Raw genomic sequence first — 20691 nt, 5'->3', positions numbered from 1 at the left:
ACCGATCGGTTTATGAGCTTCGTCGCAGGCGCCGCGCGGCGCCGCCCGCACGCGGGCGCGCGCCACCCGGGGACCCGTACTCAGTGGGCGATGATCGGCTCGCCCTCCGACGGCACCAGAGCCCGGTTCGGAATCAGGAAGGCCGAGAGCACGGCGCCGATCACGAAGATCCCGGCGCCCCACGCGAGGGTGGCCGTGTAGCCCTCGACCCCGGCCTGCGCCATGGTCAGCGCGCCGGGCTTGTGCGAGGTCAGGTAGTCGGTCGTGGCCGACGAGGCGACGGTGGTCAGCAGCGCCGTGCTGATCGAGCCGCCCACCTGCTGGCTGGTGTTGATCAGCGCGGAGGCGACGCCAGTGTCCTCGTGGTGCACGCCCGAGGTCGCCCCCTGGAACGCGGTGGTCATCACGGCGCCGATGCCCAGACCCAGCAGGATCATCCCGGGCATGATGTGGGCCACGTACGTGCTGTCCAGGCCGAGCCGGGTCAGCAGGGCCATGCCGGAGGCGGAGACCAGGAACCCGGCGGTGATCACGACCTTCGGTCCGACTCTGGGCAGCACCAGCGACGGCGTCGTGGTCGACGAGGCGACGATGCCCGCGACCATCGGCAGGAACGCCAGACCGGCCTCGATCGGCGAGTAGCCGATGCTGGCCTCCAGGTAGTAGGTCAGGAACAGGAAGATCGAGAACATCCCCATGCCCAGGACGAACACCGCCATGAACGCGCCGCCGCGGGTCCGGTCCAGCACGAGTCGCAGCGGCAGCAGCGGGTGCGCGACCTTGGACTCCAGCCAGACGAACACCGCGAGCAGCACGACACCGGCCACCAGGGACCCGAGGCTGACCGGGTCGGTCCAACTGGTGGACTCGACGTGCGCGAAGCCGTAGACGATCGCGAACAGCGCGGCGCTGACCGTGAGGGTGCCCGGGATGTCGATGCGGGGCCGTTCGGTGACCGCGGGCTTGGCCAGCAGCAACAGCGCTCCGACGAGCGCGACGCCCGCGAAGACGACGTTCACGTACATCACCCAGCGCCACGACGTCCATTCGGTGAGCATGCCGCCGAGCAGCAGCCCGACCGCGGCCCCCGCACCGGACAGTGCGCTGAAGATGCCGAACGCCTTCGGCCGCTCGGACGGCTCGGTGAAGGTCACGCTGAGCAGCGAGAGGGCCGCGGGTGCCAGCAGGGCGGCGAAGAGCCCCTGGGCCACCCGCGCCCCGACCAGGACGTCGAAGCTGCCGGCCGCGCCGCCGATGACGGACGCGCCCGCGAAACCGATCAGGCCGGTCACGAAGGTGGTGCGACGGCCGAAGAGGTCACCGAGCCGGCCGCCGAGCAGCAGCAGGCTGCCGAACGCCAGGGCGTATCCCGTGATGACCCACTGCCGGCTGCCGTCGCTGAAGCCGAGGTCGTGCTGGGCCGCGGGCAGCGCGATGTTCACGACGGTCGCGTCGAGCGTGACCATGAGCTGCGCCGTGCCCAGCACGACGAGCACCCACCAGCGCATGGCGTGGGAGCCGCGGCGGCCCGGGTCTGTTTTTCGCGAGGCGGGTGCCTCGCGGTCGAAGGTGGTACTCACGTTTCCCCTTGGTCGCTGGTCACAGGCCCACGAGTGGCCGGAAACCGATCTGTTTCCATCTAGGTAAACAGATCGGTTTCCATGATGCAACCGGGGTGGCTGCCTGGGATTGCGTGTGGAAACCGGTCGGTTTACCATTGGCGAGAACCGATCGGTTTCGCCTCGTGCGGGCATGACCGTCCCCGGCTGGCCGTCCGCTCCGCCGGACCGCACCCGAGTCACCCGTCCGCAGCACATGCGCAAGGAGTCGGCGAGATGCCCCACCACGAGACCCGTCCCACGATCCACATCCTCGGAACCACCAGCCACACGCTCGCCCCGCGCGCGGGGTACGGCCGTGAGGGAGCGCTGCGCTACCTCAAGGCAGGCAGCGGCGCGCCCCTGGTCCTGCTGCACACCGTGCGCACGCAGGCCGAGCACTTCCGCCACCTCATCCCGCTGGTCTCGGACCGCTACACCGTCTACGCCCTCGACCTGCCGGGGATGGGCTACTCCGAGATCGTGCCCGGCGCCTCGTACGAGGAGCCGGCCATGCGTGCGGGCGTCAAGCGGCTCCTGACCGAACTCGACCTCCACGACGTCACGCTGGTCGGGGAGTCCATGGGGGCTGTGCTCTCCCTCACCACCGCGGCCGATCTCCCGGAGCGGGTGCGGCGCGTCGTCGCGGTGAACGCCTACGACTTCCGCGGCGGGGTCGCCCGCTCCAGCCTGCTCGCCCGATTCGTCGTCAGCGGCGCCCTCGCCCCCGGGGTGGGCACGATGATCGCGGGGCTCCAGCCCAAGCCCGCCCTCCGCGCGATCATGCAGGGCGGCCTCGGCGACAAGAGCGCGCTGCGGGAGGACTACCTGGACGAACTCCTCCAGGTGGGCCGCGGTCCCGGCTACCCGGTCGTCGCCCGGGGTGTGTTCCAGGCCATGCCCAGCCTCATCGCCGCCCGCTCGCGCTACACCGAGGTCAAGGCCCCGATCCACCTCGTCTACGGGGAGAAGGACTGGTCCCGGCCCTCGGACCGCGAGGCCAACAGGCGGTTGCTGCCCGCCGCCGACTTCACGCAGGTGCCGAAGGCCGGCCACTTCATCGCCCTGGAGAGGCCCGACGTACTGGCCGGCCTGCTCAACGAGGCGGCGTGACCGCCCGTCCGGCGGTACGGGGCTGGTGACGCACTGACTTGCCACCGGAAACCGATCGGTTTACAGTCGATGAAACCGATCGGTTTCCCATTCTCTGGAGGCAGTTGTGACAACACTCAAGGGCGCCACCGTCCTCGTCACCGGAGGCGGCCGGGGCATCGGCAGGGCGCTGGTCGAGGAACTCTTCGACCGCGGCGCAGCCAAGGTCTACGCGACGGCCCGCGACCCGCGCACCGTGACCCACTCCCGCGCCGTCGCGCTCCCCCTGGAGGTGACCGACCCGGCGTCCGTGACGGCCGCCGCCGAACGCGCCCAGGACGTCACCGTCCTGATCAACAACGCCGGCGCCTCGGTCCGCGCCTCCTACCTCGACTCCCCGATGCAGGACGTACGCCAGGACCTGGAGACCAACTTCTACGGCCCGCTGCTGCTCACCCGCGCCTTCGCGCCGATCATCGAGCGCAACGGCGGCGGACACATCCTCAACGTCCACTCCGCCCTGTCGTGGCTGGCCGACGGCACGCCCTACAGCGCCTCGAAGGCCGCCCTGTGGTCGCAGACCAACTCCCTGCGCCTGGAACTGAAGCCGCGCGGCATCGCGGTGACCGGCCTCCACGTCGCCTACGTGGACACCGACCTGACGTCGGGGCTCGACGCGCCCAAGGCCGACCCCCGCGACGTCGCGCGGGCGGCGCTCGACGGCATCGAGGCGGGAGCCCACGAGGTCCTCGCCGACGACACCACCCGCTGGGTCAAGTCCCAGCTGTCCGCGGATCTGGAAGCGCTGTACGCCCAACTGAACCAGTAGCACGCCGAGACCGGGCCCTGCCGATCCGGCGAAGGCCCCCCTGATGTCAAAGACCCGACCCGTCCGCGGTACGACGTGGCGGAGGGCTGCGCGAAGATCCTCGCCGATTCGGCACCGCACACCGCGCTGACCGGTGGCGGCGGAAACCGTGGCGCCGCCGACCGGTCGGAGACCCTGCTCGTACGCCCGCCGAAGACCGTGCGACGAGTGCTGGAGAGCCGCCCCCGCATCCGGTACGCGGGGCGGCGGCGAGGAGACGGGCCCCGTGCGCCTCCGCTCTCACCACCGGCCCTCACCCCGCGCGTCCGCCGTGCGCCCTGCCCGGCGTCCGGCCGAACTCGCCGCCGAACACGGCCTGCCGGCCCCACCCCCCACCGAAGTGCGTGACGCGGTCACGCGTACCTCACCCCACGTCAGACAACAGGAAAGGAAGCCCGATGGCCGGTAAGAACAGGCTCGGCGACCATCCCACCGTCGTGAAGGTCCGCCAGCGGGACGATCGCGGCGTCACCCGGCCCACCGGGCCGCTGGACGCCGACCGGCTGCGGCAGTTGTGCCTCGACGCGGGTGCGGACGACGTCGGGTTCGTCGAGATCGGCCGGGCGGACATCGCCGACCAGCGGGCGGACCTGGAAGCCGCGCTGCCGGGTGTCCGTACGCTGATCAGCTTCGTGACCCGGATGAACCGGGAGAACATCCGCACCCCGGCGCGCTCGGTGGCCAACCTGGAGTTCCACCACACAGGCGACCACACCAACGAGATCGGGCGGCACGTGGTGGGGGAACTGGAGGCGATGGGCGTACGCGCCATCAACCCCGCGATGGGCTTTCCGATGGAGATGGACAAATTCCCCAGGAAGGCGTGGGTCGTCTCCCACAAGCCGGTCGCCGTGGCGGCCGGACTCGGCCGGATGGGAATCCACCGCAACGTCATCCACCCCCAGTTCGGCAATTTCATCCTCCTGGGCACCATCCTCGTCGACGCCGAGGTCAGCGAATACACCCGGCCCATCGACTACAACCCCTGCCTGGAATGCAAACTGTGTGTGACGGCCTGCCCGACCGGGGCGATCGCGTCCGACGGGCATTTCAACTTCTCCGCCTGCTACACGCACAACTACCGCGAATTCATGGGGGGATTCGGCGACTGGGCGGAACAGGTCGCCGAGAGCCGCACCGCCGACGACTACCGCTCGCGCGTGAGCGACGCCGAGAGCGCGTCCATGTGGCAGAGCCTGTCCTTCGGCGCCAACTACAAAGCGGCCTACTGCATGTCGGTGTGCCCGGCCGGCGAGGACGTCATCGGGCCCTGGCTGGAGAACCGCAAGTCCCACCTGACCCAGGTCGTACGCCCCCTGATGGACAAGGAAGAGACCGTCTACGTCGTCTCCGGCTCCGACGCCGAGCAGCACGTGGCCAAACAGTTCCCCAACAAGCGGACGAAACACGTCGCGATGAGCCTGCGCGCGCACAGCATCGACGGCCTCGTGGAAGGCATGCCGCTGATCTTCCAGCGCGAACAGGCCAAGGACATGTCCGCCACCTACCACTTCACCTTCACCGGCGACGAGTCCCGGCAGATCACCGTGACCATCCGCGACCGCGAACTCGGCATCACCGACGGACACCACGGCGACGCGGACCTCAAGGTCACCGCCGACACGGCCACCTGGCTGCGGTTCCTCACCAAACCGACCGTGCTGGCCTGGGCCCTCGTCCGCCGGCAGATCAAACTCCAGGGCTCTCCCCGGCTGTTGCGCGAATTCGGCCGCTGCTTCCCGTCCTGACCGGCCACGGAATCGCGTACCACCGAATCACCCCCACGAGAAGAAAGTCAGGCCATGAGCAATCCCGGCACCGAGGTCGAACTCGACCTCGTACTCGACCGCAAAGAAGCGATAGCCGACGGCGTCGTCCTGCTGACACTGCGCGCCCCGGCAGGCCGGCCCCTCCCGGAATGGGAACCGGGAGCACACATCGACCTGGTCCTGCGAGCCGGCCTCGTCCGGCAGTACTCGCTGTGCGGCGACCCGGCGGACCGGTCCCGCCTCCAGGTCGCGGTGCTGCGCGAACCGGAGAGCCGGGGCGGGTCGAGCCACGTGCACGACGCGCTCACCGCGGGCGAACCCGTGCGCATCCGCGGCCCGCGCAACCACTTCCCCCTCGTGAAGGCCAAGAACTACCTGTTCATCGCCGGCGGCATCGGCGTCACCCCGATCCTCCCCATGATCGCGGCCGTCGACGCGACCCGCGCCGACTGGCGCCTCGTCTACGGCGGCCGTACCCGAGCGTCCATGGCCTTCGCCGAGACCCTGCGACAGACGTACGGAGACCGGGTGACCCTGCACCCCCAGGACGAGTACGGCCTCCTGGACCTGCCCTCCCTGCTCGGCAAGCCGCAACGGAAGACGGCCGTCTACACCTGCGGTCCCGAACCCCTCCTCGCGGCCGTCGAGACCGGCTGCGAGAAGTGGCCCGCCGGCTCCCTCCACCTGGAGCGCTTCGCCCCGAAACAGGACGCCGACACCGGCCCGCGCACCACCTTCGAGGTCGAACTCGCCCAGAGCGGCCGGACGCTGAAGGTCTCCCAGGACATGACCATCCTGGAAGCCGTCGCGGACGCCGGCGTCTCCGTGATGACCTCCTGCGAGGAAGGCATCTGCGGCACCTGCGAGACGACCGTCCTCTCCGGCGAGATCGACCACCGCGACTCCGTCCTGGACGACGAGGAACGCGCCGCCGGCGACACCATGATGATCTGCGTCTCCCGCGCCAAGGGCGACCGCCTGGTCCTCGACCTCTGATCTCCGTCCGACCAATGAAAACGCGATTGCCCGGAGAGGAATACCAGAAATGACCGAGGACTCACGGCAGAAGAAGTTCTACGCCCTCAACCTGTTCGATGTGGTCGACCTGGAGAAATACCTCACGTATTTCAGCCGGCTGCCCGAAGTCGCTCCGCGATACGGCGGGCGCATGGTGGCATTCGGCCGCTTCCAGGACAACGTGGCCGGTGACCTCACGCCACGGCAGGTCCTGTTCCTCGTCGAATGGGAGTCGGAAGAGGCGTTCAACAGCTTCCGGGACGATCCCGAGCTGGCCGACCTGCATCCCCTGCGGGAGAACGGGACCGCCTCCTACGTCTGGCAGACGTTCGGCGGCCTCGACATGAGCGACCCCACCGCCGTCTCCCTCGACGATGTACTGGCCGTGCTCAAGCCCTGACACCCGCGGCCCAGGGCCGCCGCTCGCGTTCGCGCGGGCTGAGGCCGCGCGGCGGTTCGAGCCCGGTGCCGGGCGGTGAGCGTGGCGGCCCAGCCGGGCACGGCCTCCACGGTGAAGTCGCCGCCCAGCGGCGCCGGACGCTCGCGCATCCGGTACTCGCCCTGATGCCGGGGGAACGAGGCGCAGCCGCCGCCGTCCCGGACCTCCACCACCAACTGCCCGTCGGTCACCTTCCAAGCCACGCGGATCGGGCGGGGGAGGGTGTGCTCCAGCATGCCGAGCACGCGGCCACGGGCCACGGCGGACGCGGCTACGACGCCTCCATACGCTGGGAGAGAGCCGTGCCGTGCCGATGCCGTCGGGGCCGCGGGGGAATGCCGGGGGAGTGTGCCCGTGCGGTCCGGAGTGTGCGGATTCCATGGTGCGGCAGGGCGGCGTATTCAAGACAGGGCAGGCAGGAAAGAAGCATCGGGCGGAACAGGAAAAGGGTGATCACGTGAAAGAGATCAAAGTCAGCCGGGTTCTCTCTTTCCGTACGCGCGGCCCCGAGGAAAAGACCTGGCCGGAGCGTGAGGAAACCGTCCGGGACGGTATCGAGGGCGACGAGGGCGGAGGGGAGAGCGGGATACGTGAACCGCGTACCGACCCGCCGGTGAATCCCGGACACGGCCAGGAACGCGCCACCCCCGAGAGCGACGGGCAATGAAAGGTTCGTGAAGGGAGCGCCGGCCGATCGTTTCCGCGCCTAGTGTTGCCGCTGACAGCGATCCCCGAAAAGGGAAAGATCACTTGCTCAGGGGGAACATGTGAAACGACGCGTCATTTTCATGCTGGCCGCATTGGCCGGAATATTCACGCTGCTGACGGCCGGCCCGGCGCAGGCCCAGCCCCGGACGGCGGACGCCGGTTCCGGCACCCGCTCGCTCCCTGCCAAGGTGGAGCAGCGTATCGCCGCGCTGGAGGCGTCCGGCGCGAAGATCCTGGACGTCGCCTCCGCACCGTACGTGAAAGCGGACGCGAAGACCGACGCGAAGAAACTCGCCTACGGCACCGGGGAGAGCGGAAAAGCGGAGGCCACTCCGGCCGCCTATCCCACCGGCTGCGGTCTCTGGGTCCTGGTGTACCGCCAGGGAAACCTGATCTACAACGACTCCCTCACCTCCTGCCTCTACCAGGTGCTCGACATCCAGATGCACAGCGGACTCGCCTGGTCACGCTGGTTCGGCTGGGAGGAGCTCTACTCCCAGACCTTCGACACCGACGACAGTTCCTCCCTGGACACCTATATCTGGGTGGACTGCACCGGCAGTGGAACCCATGACTATCAGGGTGTCACCAATGGATTCATCGAGACGTACAGCGGCGACGAATATTCCGCCGCCGCGTACGACCAGATCGACCGCATCGAATGCGGCTGACCACCCTCGGTGAATAAACCCGGAGGGGCCCGCGCTTTTCGCGGCGCAGGCCGTTCCGGCCGGGAGAGAGAGCCTGCTCGCCCGGACGCGCGCCGGGGAAGGCCACCGTCGATCCGCCCGGGGCGAGCCGTACGCTCGGACCGACCGGTCGCCCCACCGGAGGATGGCTCACGACGTCGTCCAGGAGCGGCTGGTGTCGATGATCCTGTGTGGCCCGCCCGGCTGTGGCAAGACCTCCCTCGCCCGCCTCCTGGCCGAGCGGACGCGACTCGCCTTCGAACCGCTGTCGGCGACCTCCGGAAGGTCTTCCAGACCGCCACCCGGCGCCGTCAACTCGGCCGGGGCACCCTCCTGTTCGTCGACGAGATCCACCGCTTCAACCGCCCCCAGCAGAACAGCTTCCTGCCGTACGCCGAGGACGGCACCGTCGTCCTGGTCGGCGCGACGACCGAGGACCCGAGTTTCGAACCTCGGCTACGGCGAGGACCGACCAGTCCGCCCCCGACACCGCCGACGGCTGGAGCGGTGGTCGCACCTGCGTGCCCGCCGGTGGGAATCACGGGACGTGAACCGCGCCGACGCGGCGGACGAGCCCATCGCGCGCGGGATCTTAGCAAGATGATCGCAAGCAGATGCTAAAGATTCGATCAAATAGGTCGATCGGATGAGGACGGGCCGTTTCGCCGGACAGGGCGGGGCGGTGGCCCGGACAATCTTGATCGAGGTGCGTTCCGCCCCGGGCGCCGTGTTCCGTCGCCCGGACGTCTTCCACTAATCCTGGAGTATCCATGCGACACGCTGTCTCCCGCCCCCGCACACGAGCCCTGGCCGTAGGGCTCACGCTCGCCGCGGCCAGCCTCTTACCTCTCGGCTCCGCCGGCGCGGCCGACGAGTACGAGTGGGCCGCGCTCGGCGACTCCTTCACCGCCGGCGTCTTCGTCGGCGACCCGCAGCCCCCGCTGGGCGATCCGTCGCAGGACGGCTGCGCCCGGACCAGCGGCTCCTACCCCAGCCTGGTCGCACGGGAACTCGCCGCCTCCCCGCCGGGCAAGCACGTCCGCCTGACCAACGTCGCGTGCAGCAGCGCCGTCATCGCGAACGTCGCGAAGGTCAAGCAGACGCCGATCAGCCCGGTCGAGATCCCGCCCGGCGGCTGGCCCGCGGTGGACACGCAGATCAAGCGGGCCGGGCTCGACGCCGGGACCGACGTCGTCACCATCGCGATCGGCGGCAACAGCCTGCCCTTCGGCGACATCTTCCCCAAGTGCCTCGAACTGGGCGCGACCGACAAGTCCTGCCGCGAGTACTTCACCAACCCGCCCGCCGGGGTGGAGAGCGTCCGCGAGCGGCTCACCCGGGTCCAGAACGAGTACACCGAGATGCTGGCCGAGGTGCACCGGGCCGCCCCCAACGCCAAGGTGATCAACATCGGGTACCCGACCATCATGCCGACCCGGGGCAGCGCCTGTGACCGAGGCTCCCTCACCGAACTCGACACGACCACCCACGCCGACGTCGACTGGCTCCGCGACGACGTCCTCAAGCCGCTGAACAAGGCGCTCCAGCGGGCCTCGACGTCCTTCGGGGACCGCTACCTCAACGTCTTCTCGTCCAGCGAGGGCCACGATGTCTGTCAGCCCGAGGGCACCAAGTGGATGGAGGGGATCTGCGGCGACGCCGCGGACTACTGGCCCACCACGTTCCCCGGCACGGGCGTGGACTGCGCCCCCATCGGCAAGCACGCCACGATGATCCACCCCAATGCCGCGGGACACGCTAACACCGCGGTCCACGTGGAGAAGGCGATCCGCCTGGCCCTGCGCCAGCACTGACCCAGCACCGCGAACCCCGACGCCGGAGCCCGACCGACGGCTCCGGCGTCAGGGGCGTACGGGGGTCAGGCCGGCAGCAGCGCCTCGATCCGGGCGACGACCTCGGGATCGTCCGGCTTCACGCGCGACCCGATGCGGTGCGCCACCGCGCCGTCGGGCGAGACGAGGAACTTCTCGAAGTTCCACTCGATGTCCCCGGCCACCCCCTGGTCGTCGGGGGCTGCGGTGAGGATCTCGTACACCGGATGCCGTCGCGCCCCGTTCACCTCCACCTTCTCGAAGAGGGGGAAGGTGACGCCGTACATGGTCGAGCAGAACTCCTGGATCTCCTCGGACGTGCCCGGCTCCTGCTGCCCGAACTGGTTGCAGGGGAAGCCCAGGACGGCGAACCCGCGGGGTCCGTAGCGCCGGTGCAGTTCTTCGAGCGCCGCGTACTGCGGTGTACGCCCGCACTGCGAGGCCACGTTGACCACGAGAAGGGCCTTGCCCCGGTAGGGGCTCAGATCACCGGGCTTCCCGGCGAGTGTGCGGACGGGGATGTCGTACAGGGACATGTCGGTGCGTCGCTCCCCTTGTGTCGGTGACGGGCGGGCCGGGATCGTTCAGCCGGCCGCGGTGACGTCCTGGTAGCTCTTGCGGAAGGCGGTGACGACGGCGTCGACGTCCGCGTCGGTCATGGCGGCGCCCAGGCCGACCGTGACGGAGCGGCCGAGGAGCCCTTCGCTGATCCGGTAGCGCGGGGGACGCTCCCACTCCACGCCCCAGGGTGTGCGCCCCTCCCGTACGGCGCGGTTGGCCGTGACCGGCTGACCCTGGTACATGGTGTGCGCCGGGATGCCGGCGGCGTTCAGGTCGGCGACGAAGGCGCGCGCCTGGAGGCGGGAGTCGAGGAACAGCGTGAGGTCGCCGCCCGAGCCCTCCTCGTCCGGCAGCCTCCGCCAGCGGACCGCCAGGTCGGCGGTCTCGCCGCGCACATGGCGTGCCACGTCCCGCAGTCGCCGGCACATCGGGGCCAGCCGGGGAAGCTGCGCGGACAGGACGGCCGCCGTCAGCTCGGTCATGCGCTGGTTGACGCCGACGAACGGCGGGCTGTCGCCGCTCCCGCGCGTCGCGCCCTTGGAGGTGGTGAACTGGCCGCCCTGGTCCTGGTACCGGGCCACCCGGTCGTACACGTCGGCGTCGGCCGTGGTGACCGCGCCGCCCTCGCCGGCGGTGATGTTCTTGTCGAGCTGGAAGCTGAACGCGCCCGCGTCGCCGAGACCGCCGACGGGCCGCCCCCGGTACCGGACGCCGGCGGCCTGCGCCGCGTCCTCGACCACCCGCAGTCCGTGCCGCCGCGCGACCTCCAGGAGCGGGTCCATGTCGGCGGCGGCGTTGCCCAGGTGCACCGGCATGACACCCCAGGTCCGCTCGGTGATGCGCTCCTGAAGCAGCGCGGGGTCCAGGGTCAGCGTGTCGTCGACCTCGGCGAAGACGGGGACGGCGCGGGCGGCGACGACGGCGCCGACGCTGCCGACGAAGGTCACCGCGGGCACGATCACCTCGGCGCCGGCCGGTATCCCGAGGCCGATCAGCGCGGCGGTGAGCGCGGCGGTGCCCGAGGACACGGCGACGGTGTGCGCGACCCCGGCGGCCTCGGCGAACGCCGCCTCGAACAGGTCGGTCCGGTGGCCCAGGTCCGGCCCGTAGTAACGGAACAGCGACCGGGACCGGATCACCTCCAGGGCGGCGGCCTCCTCTTCCTCGCCCCACAGCGCGAGGGCCCGCCAGGTCTCGTACCGCATCGCCGGGCCGTCCGTCACGCGTCCGCCTCCGTCACCGTGTCGAGGTCCGTCGCGCTGTGCGCCACCACGAAGTCCTCCAGGAAGAGGTAGTCGAGCTGGCTCGGTCCGAAGAAGGCCAGCGCCTGCTCGGGGGTCTCCACGATCGGCTCGCCGCGGTCGTTGAAGGAGGTGTTGAGCACCACGGGTACGGAGGTGAGCTCGCCGAACCGTTCCACCAGGTCGTAGAAGGCGCCGTTCGCCTCCGGCGTCAGCGTCTGGACCCGCGCCGTCCCGTCCACGTGGGTGATGGCCGGCACCTCCTGGCGCTTGTCCTCCCGCACCGGCGCGACGAGCAGCATGTACGGCGACTCGATGTCGAGCTCGAAGTACTCGGCGGCCCGGTGGGCCAGGACGGCGGGGGCGAAGGGACGGAACGCCTCGCGGTGCTTGACCTTGCTGTTGAGGATGTCCTTCATCTCCGCGCGGCGCGGGTCGGCGAGGATGCTGCGGTGGCCGAGGGCGCGCGGCCCGAACTCCGAGCCTCCGGTGAACCAGCCGATGAGCGCGCCCTGCGGCAGCAGTCCTGCGGCCAGCCGGGCCGGCTGCCGCACCCGCCGGTGGGGCAGGCCCGAGGCGTCGAGCGCGCGCTGGATCTCCTCGGTGGTGTAGCGGCGGCCGAGGTAGGTGTGGCGCTGCGGCCGGGGGGCGGTGCGCGGGGCCTTCGGGCCCCGTGGCCGGGGCTGTCCGCCGAGGACGTGGTAGCCGTAGTAGGCGCAGCCGACCGCGCAGCCGTTGTCGCCGGCGGCGGGCTGGGCGAAGACGTCGGTGAACGGGGTGTCGCGCAGGATCTTGCCGTTGGCGACCGAGTTGAGGACGACACCGCCGGCCAGGCACAGGCGGGTGAGGCCGGTCTCCCGGTGCAGCCAGCCCGCAGCATGCAGGACGGCGGTTTCCAGCAGGTCCTGAGCGGCCCAGGCGAGGTCGGCGCCGCGCGCGAACCGCTCGTCGCCCTCGAAGCCGTCCAGGGCGTGCTCGACGAAGTCCAGCAGCCCGCCGTCCTTCAGGTGCAGTTCGAACCGGCCTTCCGGCAGCAGGCCGAGGTGGCGCCGGAACTCCGCCCGGTAGCGGTCGGTGCCGTAGGGCGCCAGACCCATCGTCTTGCCGTCCTCGGTCAGGTACCAGGGGCCCTCCTCGTAGAGGGTGAAGCCGATGGCCCTGCTGACCGCCTTGTACATGAAGCCCAGCGAGTGGTCGCTGTCGCCGGCCTGGTAGACCCGGGCCTCGCGCAGGCCGTCGGTGCTCCAGTTGGTCCCGAACACCTTGGACAGCTCGGTGAGCTCCGTGCCGTTGCCGACCGACATGGTCAGGGTCTCGACGCCCTGGCGCTCGAACAGGCTGCCCGCCCCGTCGACCACGAGGACCGCGGCCTCCTCGAAGGGCGAGGGCAGGAAGGCGCTGGCGGCGTGCGCCAGGTGATGCCGGATGAGGGTGGTCCGGCTGCGGAACGGGAAATAACAGCTGGGCAGCAGGGTGTCGTCCGCGACGATCGTGTCCACATCGGCGAGACGGGCCCCGTGGGTCGAGAGGCAGTACCGCCAGCACTGGTTCACCAGAGAATTCACATTGACGGCGTATTTGCGGCGCCTCAGCCGCTCCTCTTCAATACCGACGGCGATCTCGCCGTTCTCGACGAGACAGGCAGAGAAGTCGTGGTTGGAACCGCCGAGCCCCAGAGCTAGCATACTGCCGTCCTTACTCCCGTTGCAGGTCTGCGGATTTGGCGAGTACTTGGCGCATACGTGGTGCGTAACGGTACCCGGTCGCAACGAGTCAGTCAGCAGGCACATATGAGCCATCCTGAGGCCGGATCAAGTCGAGTTCCGGCCGAACGACAACGCCCCCAGCAGCCTTCATTGCCCCTGTCTTGAAGGTGAAGTTAGGATCGTCGCTCAACGGAAGAGTCGTGCGCGAATACGACCTGGGTGCGGTGATAGGCATGGCCCTGAAGAGTCATTACCGTGATGCGATGTTCGCGAATCGCGATGGGCAGGACCGGCTCAAACTCCTGATGAACGACATGGTCATCGAGGAGCAGCTGTGCCAGATGCGGTGCTCCTACTGCCTCACCGAGGACTTCAACCTCCTCATGGCGGTCCCGGACGCCCGGCTGCGCCTGACCACCGACCGGCGCGCCGACTGGCACGAGATCCTCGACGCCTACCACCGCCAGGTGGACAGCCCCATCATGCGCCTGAGCGGCGGCGAGTTCTTCTGGCTGAAAGGCTCCACCGAGTTCGTCGCGGAGTGCAGCGAGAAGTACGAGGTCGTCCAGGTCATCACCAACGGCGCCTTCCTGACGCCGCACCGCCTTGAGGCCCTCGCCGAGCTGGGCAACGTCCAGTTGTGCCTCTCCCTCGACGGCCACACGCTGGAGATGAACGGCCACCGGCTGCCGCCGAAGCAGCACAAGCTCTTCGACGTCATCATGCGCCACCTGGACCACGCGGTGGAGCTGGGCATCCCCATCGAGATCCAGTCGGTGATCAGCGACCTCAACGCCACCGGCCAGGCGGACTTCGCCGAGTTCCTGCTCGAACGGTACGGGCGCGGCGTGATGCTCTACTTCTTCCCGGTGCGCGGCGAGACCAGGACCACCCACGCACCGCCCCTCGGCGACCATTTCGCGCCACTTCTCGAACGGTACGACGAACTGTCCGCCGTCCTTCCCCCGCGGGCCTTCGTGGAACATATCGGGAATCAGCTGAGCACCGGCGTCCGCACCCTGCGCTGTTATGCGACGGCTACCATGGTGCAACTCTTCGGACAGGGAGACGTCTCCTGCTGCCCGTACGCCTGGCTCAAACCCATGGGCAACATCAAGGAGAATCCCCAACTCATCCACGAACAGTTCGGAAAACATCAGCACTACGATATGTTCATGCAGCCCAGGCCGCGCTTCCCGTATTGCAAGAGCTGCACCGGACCGATCGACGTGGTCAATCTCTATCTGTTCGGCAACATCACCGAGCAGGAAATCGCGCGCTGCGCCCCGTACGCCGGACCCCGCGCCCTGGAACGGCTACGAGAATTGAAATCGGCGTTCACGCCGGTCTTCGAGCCGGCCGAGGAGCCGTCACCCCGCTGAGGTCACGAGGAGACGTAATGATTTCCGTGGATGGGATTTCCGACGACGATTTCGCCGGAGCCGGGCTCGAGCGGCTTCTCGCGCTCCCGCAGCACGATCTGCTCACGCTCGCCGGCGACTGGCTCGGTGAGCTGGCGCCGTGGCGGAATCCCGAGACCCTGGCGGCGATCTCCACCACCCTGGCCGCCGAGTCCGTCCTGTCCTCGCTGTTCGTCTTCGGGGAGCAGGTGGCGGAGTCCGACGTCCGCTCGGAGGTCCCCGGACCCCTCCTCGACCTGCTGCTGCGCGCCCGGGTCCTGTCCGAGGAGTCCGGGAAGATATCGGCCGACTACTGCCTGGTCCGCGGCGAGGGCATGGCGCTGCTCGCGGCCTGGCGGGCGGCGGGACGGGACACGGGCTCGTACGCGCCCTGGGTCGGCACCGACTCGATGACGCTCTCCCGGCTGGTGGCGGCGCGCCGGGGCGCCCGGTCGGCCCTGGACCTGGGCTGCGGCACCGGCATCCTCGGACTGTCGGCGGCCCGCAACGGCGCCGAGGTGGTCTCGGTCGACGTCAACCCGGAGTGCACCGCCGCCGTGACGGTCAACGCCCGCATCAACGGGCTGGGGGAGAGGCTGACCGCCGTCGAGGGGGACATCATGTCCCTGTCCCTGGACTCCCGGTTCGACCTGGTCGTCTCCAACCCGCCCTGTCTCCCGCTGCGCCGCGGCTCGCTCGGCTGGCTGGCCGGCGAGGCGGGTCTTGACGGCCTGGAGTTCTTCTGGGAACTCCTGCGCCAGGTCCCCGGGCTGATCACCCGGGACGGCGAGGCGCTGCTCCAGGCCGCGGCCTACGGGGACGAGCGCGGGCCGTTCTTCGTCCAGGAACTGGAGGCCGAACTGCGCCGCCTGGGCGTCGTCGGGCGCCTGCTGCTGCGGCCCTCCACCCCCCCGCGCTGGCCGGCCTTCGCGCCCCGCGACGAGGAACAGCAGCTCACCGGCCCGCTCGGCGACGAGGTCCGGGAGTACGTCACGGGGATCGGCGCCACCCACTACTACGGATTCGTCCTCTCGGTGCGCCAGGGCGGCGAGGGCCTGGCGGTGGGCCGCTTCCGGTGACCCGCCACCCGGGGGCGGCGCCGGCCCACGGCCGCGCCCCGGGTCATCCGGTGACCGTCGGCCCGAGGTCGGCGCGCTCCCGGGCCGCGACCGCGTCGGCGACCTCCATCAGCGTCAGGTGCGTGGTGTCGACCAGCCGGACGCCGGGCACGTCGGGCACCTCCGCGTCGAGGTGACGCTCCGCCAGCCGGCCCTCCACGAACAGCCGGCCGCCCGCGTCGTTCTCGATCCGGGCGGCCAGCGCCTCCGCGTCCGCCCGCAGGCCGTAGTAGACCGCGTCCACGCCGAGCTCCTCGAACACCTTCTGGAACCGCTCGTAGGCGCGGCCCGCGAGGACCACCCCGGTGACGATCACGACGCGGGCACCCCACTCCCGGTAGACGGGCAGGGCCGCGCGCACGGTCGAGGCCATCAGGTCGTACACCTCCTCGCCGCCGTTCCACGGGTGGACGATGGGGTCGCAGTCCATCGCGGCGGCCGGGACGCCGTACCGCGTCACCAGCTGGTGCCCCAGCCGGGTCTTGCCGACGCCCGGGGCCCCGGTGATCACCACGGCGCGCATCAGCTGGCCCCCTCGCGGACCGTGCCGACCAGGCGGAAGCCCAGGTGGGGGATCTTCAGGAGCTTCGCGCCGGAGTCGATGTCCAGGAACTTCTGCTTGAGGACCGAGGTCACCTTGTTCACGTCCTCCCCGCCCGTGGCCCGGGTGAGTTCCTCGCGGGAGACGATCTGGCCGGGCCGGTCGGACAGCAGGCGCAGCAGCCCCGCCTCGGCGTCGGTCACGGGCAGCGACTTCGCGGCGGAGTTCAGCGAGCCGTTCGCGAGTGTGAGCACCTGGGTGTTCTCGGACGGTGTGACCGTCTTGAGGTAGCTGAGGGTCTCCACGAGTCGGGACCGGCGCAGGGGGCTGGCCAGCGTGAAGCCGTAGCCGGCGGTGACCGCCGCGAGGACCTCGGTGGCGGAGACGCCGTCCAGCACGGCGACGGCGTAACCGCCCCGGCTTTTGAGGTCCGTCACGGACAGGTCGTCGGGGCGGGCGGCGGCGACCCGGGTGAAGGAGACCAACTGCGCGCCGGGCGGCGGGGCGTGACCTGTCGCGGGGTCGGTGACATGCAGGGCGAGGCCCACCTCGGCGCACGCCTCCGCGAGCACCTCCAGGTCCGCCGGTGTCAGGGACTGAGCCAGTGCGTACATGGGAAACCCTTCACAGAGCGGCGGGGCCGCGGTCGCTTGTCGGGGGAGGGGGTCAGGGGCGCATCAGCCAGATCCGCTCGGCGGCGGGGAACCCGGAGCCCTCCGCCAGGCGCACACCGTGCCGGCGGACGCGCTGGATGATGCCCTTGCGTACCTGGATACGGTAGGCGCCCAGCGCCTCGCACTTGGTGAGCAACGCTTCGCCGTCCACGGGCAACAGCTCGGGGCGCAGTCCGCCGAGTCCCTGCCCGGCCAGGCGTTCGCCGAGGTGCTTCGCGGTCTCCTCCGCGCTGGAGAACAGGGAGTAGGGCTGGTCCTCGTAGAAGGCGAGCCGCGCCGCGGCGAGCCGGCCGGTGCGGGCCAGTTCGAGGACCGCCTCCCGGCAGGCGACGTGGTCGACGTGACCGCCGACGGCCAGGGGCGCGTAGACCGGGCCGGTGCCCTCCAGCAGGGGGGCGAGCCGCTCGGTGAGGGCGTCGAAGAGCCGCGGTTCCTCCCGGGCGGACGCGCCGGACCAGGCCGGGTCGGTGAAGAACCCCTCCCGCCTCAGGTCGCGGTCGGCGGCGTCGACGAAGCCCAGCAGCTCCACCCGGGCGCCCAGCACCCGCGCGGCGACGTCCTCCTCGGCCAGCAGCAGACGCCGGGTCAGCTCCGGGCGCTCGCCGTAGTACGGGTCCTTGGTCCAGGTCTCGACGCTGAAGACGTCGAGGAACCGGGCGCCGTGCCGGGCCACCGTGCCGCCGAGGGCCAGCGCGGCGTCGTCCGGATGCGGGGACACGACCAGCGCGGGTCCGGCGGGCGGGGGGCCGGGCGGGAGCGGGGGTGCCATGAGCAGCAGTCCCTGCCGGCGCCACCCGGCGATGGTCTCGCGGTCGGCCGCAGGGAACCCGCCGAGGGGGCGGCTGCCGTCGCAGCGCGCCAGCAGGGCGGTGTCCCGGTCCGACAGAGGACCGTGTCCGTCGACCTGACGTCCCAGGAAACGGAGCATCCCGCCTGCTGTCTCCACGTGCGGCAGGGCCGCCGGGGACCACGTGTCAGGAATCTCCGTCATGTAACTCCGATAACGCCGACGACTCTGACGACTCTGATGACTCCGAGCCCGCGGTGACGAATGACAGACGCCATATGGCCGGAGCATACAGATCGCCTCCACAGGCGCCCAGAGCCCGATCCGAAGCGGCAGAAAATGAGGGGACGGGTGGCCGAAAATACCGTGCCCGGATGATCATTGTCCGCGCCGGGAACCATCGGGACGATAGCTTTCCGGTCATTCATCTCGGCTCACGCACCCCCTTCCGAAGCCCCTCTCCCGACCCCGGCTGCGGCCGGTCCCGCACCGGCTCGGACACGATGGAATACCCATGTCAGCGCCCCTTTATCCGGAGCGCCCACGAGCGGCCGTCCCGGGCTCGCCCCGTGAACGTGATCAAGCCGTCGGCATGGCCGAACACAGGTAAAACGCAGGGAATAGGCCACGGCAGCGGCCCGTTTCCGGACGCGCCATTGCGCCGGAGATCTTCTGCTGTAGCCTCAAAGTGCGATTTGACCTGTCGGGCGACTCAGAGGACGAGGCAGGGGAATGGAGACTCGCGTACTGCTTGTTCAACAAGGAGTCTGGGGAAATTCCGCGGCCTCCATGCCCCTGGCGATCGGCTACCTCAAGGCCTACGCCGAAGCGGACGACCGCATTCGACGCCGTATGGACATCTCCATCAGGAACTACCCGGGCGACGCCGGCCTCAACGCCATGGCCCGGGACCTGATCCGGGACGGCTGTCCCGACATCCTCTGCTTCTCCGTCCTCGGCTGGAACTTCCGCGCCTTCGGCACGCTCGCCGAGACGTTCAAACAGATGAACCCGCAGGGCTGGGTCGTCTTCGGCGGCAACCACGTCGCCTACCAGGCCGAGCGGGTCCTGCGCATGTACCCCCAGGTCGACGTGGTGGTGAACGGCGAGGGAGAGCTGATCTTCCGGGACCTGCTGAACGGCTACCTCGACGGCGCCGAGCGCGGCGGACTCCACGAGATCGGCGGCATCTCCTTCCGCGAGGCCGACGGGAACCTGGTCACCACCCCCGAACGCGAACGCATCCAGGACCTGGAGATCCTGCCGTCCCCCATTCTCACCGGAGCGATTCCGCTGGCCGGCGACAAGGGCGGTTTCCGCTACGACTACGCGCTGATGGAAACGAACCGCGGCTGCCCGTACAAGTGTTCCTTCTGTTATTGGGGCGGCGCCACCGGGCAGAAGATCCGGGCGTTCTCCCGGGAGCGGCTGCGCGAGGAACTCGAACTTCTGGGGCGGCATGGCGCTGAAATCCTGATGCTCGCCGACTCCAATTTCGGGCTCCTGCGCCAGGACGAAGAATTCCTGGACGACATGCTCCGGGTGCGCCGAAAGTACGGGTTCCCGAAGCGGCTGGAAACCTCCTGGGCGAAGAACAAGTCTCCCGGCTTCTACCGCATCATGGAGAAGATGAAAGAGTCAGGGATGCACAGCGCGTTCATCCTCGCCCTCCAGACGATGGACGATTCCGTACTGGATCTCATGCGCCGGCGGAACATGAAGCTGAACGACTGGGAAAGTCTCGTCGCCTGGCTCACCGACCACGGCATCACCCCCTATCTGGAGTTGATCTGGGGGGCGCCGGGCGAGACGGTCGACTCGTTCCTGGACGGTTACGACCGGGCGGCACAGCACACGCCGTTCATCGCGGTCCACCCGCTGATGCTGCTGCCGAACACCGAATACCACGACAAGCGCGAAGTCCACGGACTCGTGACCGTGCGCGGTGAGCAGGACGACTTCGACTACGTCCTCGCCCACCGGACGATGACGCTCGCGGACAACGAGCGCATGCTCCGCTTCATCTGCTGGAACCGCGTCCTGGCCCGCAGCCTGTTCCTGCACAACATCTGGGTCGCCCTGCGCTCCCTCGCCGGCATCCCCCAGTCACAGGTGCTCCTCAGCTTCTCCGACTGGATCGAGAAGAGCGAGGACCACGAGGCCAGGGAACTGCACGCGGTGGCCAGGCCGGCGAGCTCCGCCAGCGAACTCGTCGACCCCAACGTCTGGCGGCTGCTCACCAAGCGGCTGCTGCGGCAGTGGTGGGAGGAGGCCATGCGCCCCGCGCTGCCCGAGCACCTGCTGCCGGTCCTCGACGAGGTGTTCCGCTACGACCTGCTGTGCCAGCCGGTCCGCATGCTGCCCGACGGGTCGGGGCCCGAGGAGGACCTCTCGGTCGTCACCCGGCACGGCGAGAACTGGTACCTGCGCAGCGACACGGAGTTCACCCACCCAGTGCCCCGGCTGATCGCCGCCCTGCGGCGCGGCGAGACGGTGAGCACGGAACCCGAACGCCACACCGAGGACTTCTACTACCGGACCGAATTCGGCGGTGACCTCCAGCACTACTTCCGCATGGACCGCTTCCGCGCGCTGACCGAGCAGCAGCTCGACCAGCAGTTCACCAAGGTTTGACCGAGATCCTTCATCAC

General features: G+C 69.7%; 19 protein-coding genes. 12 read left to right on the top strand and 7 right to left on the bottom strand.

The features are described from left to right. Positions 1 to 80: 80 nt before the first annotated feature. On the bottom strand, positions 81 to 1580 hold the full coding sequence (locus PV682_RS39055) for an MFS transporter (RefSeq protein WP_319736960.1): 1500 nt from the start codon (positions 1578 to 1580) through the stop codon (positions 81 to 83). Between the two features lie 255 nt (positions 1581 to 1835). Between PV682_RS39055 and PV682_RS39050 the strand changes: the two genes are divergently transcribed. The 9 genes from PV682_RS39050 (at position 1836) to PV682_RS39015 (ending at position 9994) form a co-directional block, all read left to right on the top strand. Further along, positions 1836 to 2711 (top strand): alpha/beta fold hydrolase, encoded by an 876-nt coding sequence (locus PV682_RS39050; protein WP_319736958.1) that lies wholly within the window; start codon positions 1836 to 1838, stop codon positions 2709 to 2711. A 106-nt stretch (positions 2712 to 2817) separates the two neighbouring features. Next, complete coding sequence (locus tag PV682_RS39045; protein ID WP_319736957.1) at positions 2818 to 3519, top strand: SDR family oxidoreductase; 702 nt, start codon at positions 2818 to 2820, stop codon at positions 3517 to 3519. Between the two features lie 437 nt (positions 3520 to 3956). Further along, positions 3957 to 5306 carry an SCP2 sterol-binding domain-containing protein gene (locus tag PV682_RS39040; protein ID WP_319736956.1) on the top strand — a complete coding sequence of 450 codons (1350 nt, stop codon included), beginning with the start codon at positions 3957 to 3959 and terminating at the stop codon, positions 5304 to 5306. Between the two features lie 54 nt (positions 5307 to 5360). After that, positions 5361 to 6323, top strand: coding sequence for a PDR/VanB family oxidoreductase (locus tag PV682_RS39035; RefSeq protein WP_319736955.1), 963 nt, complete (start codon positions 5361 to 5363; stop codon positions 6321 to 6323). A gap of 49 nt (positions 6324 to 6372) precedes the next feature. Beyond that, positions 6373 to 6744 carry a DUF1330 domain-containing protein gene (locus tag PV682_RS39030; RefSeq protein ID WP_319736954.1) on the top strand — a complete coding sequence of 124 codons (372 nt, stop codon included), beginning with the start codon at positions 6373 to 6375 and terminating at the stop codon, positions 6742 to 6744. Between the two features lie 418 nt (positions 6745 to 7162). Continuing rightward, a complete protein-coding gene (locus PV682_RS39025) occupies positions 7163 to 7450 on the top strand; it encodes a hypothetical protein (protein WP_319736952.1) in 288 nt (95 codons plus the stop codon). Between the two features lie 133 nt (positions 7451 to 7583). Next, entirely contained in the window at positions 7584 to 8162 is a 579-nt protein-coding gene (locus PV682_RS39020; RefSeq protein ID WP_319736950.1) for a hypothetical protein, read from the top strand. Between the two features lie 163 nt (positions 8163 to 8325). Beyond that, complete coding sequence (locus PV682_RS44470; RefSeq protein ID WP_407705818.1) at positions 8326 to 8784, top strand: AAA family ATPase; 459 nt, start codon at positions 8326 to 8328, stop codon at positions 8782 to 8784. Between the two features lie 166 nt (positions 8785 to 8950). Beyond that, complete coding sequence (locus tag PV682_RS39015) at positions 8951 to 9994, top strand: SGNH/GDSL hydrolase family protein (RefSeq protein ID WP_319736948.1); 1044 nt, start codon at positions 8951 to 8953, stop codon at positions 9992 to 9994. 65 nt (positions 9995 to 10059) lie between these two features. Here the strand turns inward: PV682_RS39015 and PV682_RS39010 are convergent, their stop codons facing one another. The 3 genes from PV682_RS39010 to PV682_RS39000 are packed head-to-tail and all read right to left on the bottom strand — an operon-like array spanning position 10060 to position 13499. Then, complete coding sequence (locus tag PV682_RS39010) at positions 10060 to 10548, bottom strand: glutathione peroxidase (RefSeq protein ID WP_055719087.1); 489 nt, start codon at positions 10546 to 10548, stop codon at positions 10060 to 10062. Between the two features lie 48 nt (positions 10549 to 10596). Beyond that, positions 10597 to 11796 (bottom strand): DegT/DnrJ/EryC1/StrS family aminotransferase, encoded by a 1200-nt coding sequence (locus PV682_RS39005; RefSeq protein ID WP_319736947.1) that lies wholly within the window; start codon positions 11794 to 11796, stop codon positions 10597 to 10599. After that, complete coding sequence (locus tag PV682_RS39000) at positions 11793 to 13499, bottom strand: carbamoyltransferase family protein (protein WP_319736945.1); 1707 nt, start codon at positions 13497 to 13499, stop codon at positions 11793 to 11795. Before PV682_RS39000 ends, PV682_RS39005 begins: the two co-directional genes overlap by 4 nt. A 221-nt stretch (positions 13500 to 13720) precedes the next feature. Between PV682_RS39000 and PV682_RS38995 the strand changes: the two genes are divergently transcribed. Beyond that, positions 13721 to 14902, top strand: a complete 1182-nt coding sequence (locus tag PV682_RS38995; protein ID WP_319736943.1) for a radical SAM protein — start codon at positions 13721 to 13723, stop codon at positions 14900 to 14902. 17 nt (positions 14903 to 14919) lie between these two features. After that, positions 14920 to 15999, top strand: coding sequence for a methyltransferase (locus tag PV682_RS38990; protein WP_319736941.1), 1080 nt, complete (start codon positions 14920 to 14922; stop codon positions 15997 to 15999). 43 nt (positions 16000 to 16042) lie between these two features. Here the strand turns inward: PV682_RS38990 and PV682_RS38985 are convergent, their stop codons facing one another. The 3 genes from PV682_RS38985 to PV682_RS38975 are packed head-to-tail and all read right to left on the bottom strand — an operon-like array spanning position 16043 to position 18244. After that, positions 16043 to 16561: a DEAD/DEAH box helicase family protein gene (locus tag PV682_RS38985; protein ID WP_319736940.1), complete on the bottom strand. Its 519-nt coding sequence runs from the start codon at positions 16559 to 16561 to the stop codon at positions 16043 to 16045. Next, positions 16561 to 17193, bottom strand: a complete 633-nt coding sequence (locus PV682_RS38980; protein WP_319736939.1) for a hypothetical protein — start codon at positions 17191 to 17193, stop codon at positions 16561 to 16563. Before PV682_RS38980 ends, PV682_RS38985 begins: the two co-directional genes overlap by 1 nt. Before the next feature lie 52 nt (positions 17194 to 17245). Continuing rightward, a complete protein-coding gene (locus PV682_RS38975) occupies positions 17246 to 18244 on the bottom strand; it encodes a PIG-L deacetylase family protein (protein WP_319736937.1) in 999 nt (332 codons plus the stop codon). 528 nt (positions 18245 to 18772) lie between these two features. Between PV682_RS38975 and PV682_RS38970 the strand changes: the two genes are divergently transcribed. Further along, on the top strand, positions 18773 to 20674 hold the full coding sequence (locus tag PV682_RS38970; protein ID WP_319736934.1) for a KedN5 family methylcobalamin-dependent radical SAM C-methyltransferase: 1902 nt from the start codon (positions 18773 to 18775) through the stop codon (positions 20672 to 20674). Positions 20675 to 20691: the final 17 nt, after the last annotated feature.

The sequence above is a fragment of the Streptomyces niveiscabiei genome (genome assembly GCF_033794345.1).
Taxonomy (GTDB): domain Bacteria; phylum Actinomycetota; class Actinomycetes; order Streptomycetales; family Streptomycetaceae; genus Streptomyces; species Streptomyces niveiscabiei.
This window is presented reverse-complemented; position numbering and strand designations above follow the sequence as displayed.

Bases quoted from the DNA above. Each gene is read 5' to 3' on its own strand.
- PV682_RS44470 (WP_407705818.1), top strand. From the start codon at position 8,326: ATGGCTCACGACGTCGTCCAGGAGCGGCTGGTGTCGATGATCCTGTGT.
- PV682_RS38970 (WP_319736934.1), top strand. From the start codon at position 18,773: ATGGAGACTCGCGTACTGCTTGTTCAACAAGGAGTCTGGGGAAATTCC.
- PV682_RS39030 (WP_319736954.1), top strand. From the start codon at position 6,373: ATGACCGAGGACTCACGGCAGAAGAAGTTCTACGCCCTCAACCTGTTC.
- PV682_RS39015 (WP_319736948.1), top strand. From the start codon at position 8,951: ATGCGACACGCTGTCTCCCGCCCCCGCACACGAGCCCTGGCCGTAGGG.
- PV682_RS39040 (WP_319736956.1), top strand. From the start codon at position 3,957: ATGGCCGGTAAGAACAGGCTCGGCGACCATCCCACCGTCGTGAAGGTC.
- PV682_RS38975 (WP_319736937.1), bottom strand. From the start codon at position 18,244: ATGACGGAGATTCCTGACACGTGGTCCCCGGCGGCCCTGCCGCACGTG.
- PV682_RS38985 (WP_319736940.1), bottom strand. From the start codon at position 16,561: ATGCGCGCCGTGGTGATCACCGGGGCCCCGGGCGTCGGCAAGACCCGG.
- PV682_RS38990 (WP_319736941.1), top strand. From the start codon at position 14,920: ATGATTTCCGTGGATGGGATTTCCGACGACGATTTCGCCGGAGCCGGG.
- PV682_RS38980 (WP_319736939.1), bottom strand. From the start codon at position 17,193: ATGTACGCACTGGCTCAGTCCCTGACACCGGCGGACCTGGAGGTGCTC.
- PV682_RS39000 (WP_319736945.1), bottom strand. From the start codon at position 13,499: ATGCTAGCTCTGGGGCTCGGCGGTTCCAACCACGACTTCTCTGCCTGT.
- PV682_RS39010 (WP_055719087.1), bottom strand. From the start codon at position 10,548: ATGTCCCTGTACGACATCCCCGTCCGCACACTCGCCGGGAAGCCCGGT.
- PV682_RS39025 (WP_319736952.1), top strand. From the start codon at position 7,163: ATGGTGCGGCAGGGCGGCGTATTCAAGACAGGGCAGGCAGGAAAGAAG.
- PV682_RS39035 (WP_319736955.1), top strand. From the start codon at position 5,361: ATGAGCAATCCCGGCACCGAGGTCGAACTCGACCTCGTACTCGACCGC.
- PV682_RS39050 (WP_319736958.1), top strand. From the start codon at position 1,836: ATGCCCCACCACGAGACCCGTCCCACGATCCACATCCTCGGAACCACC.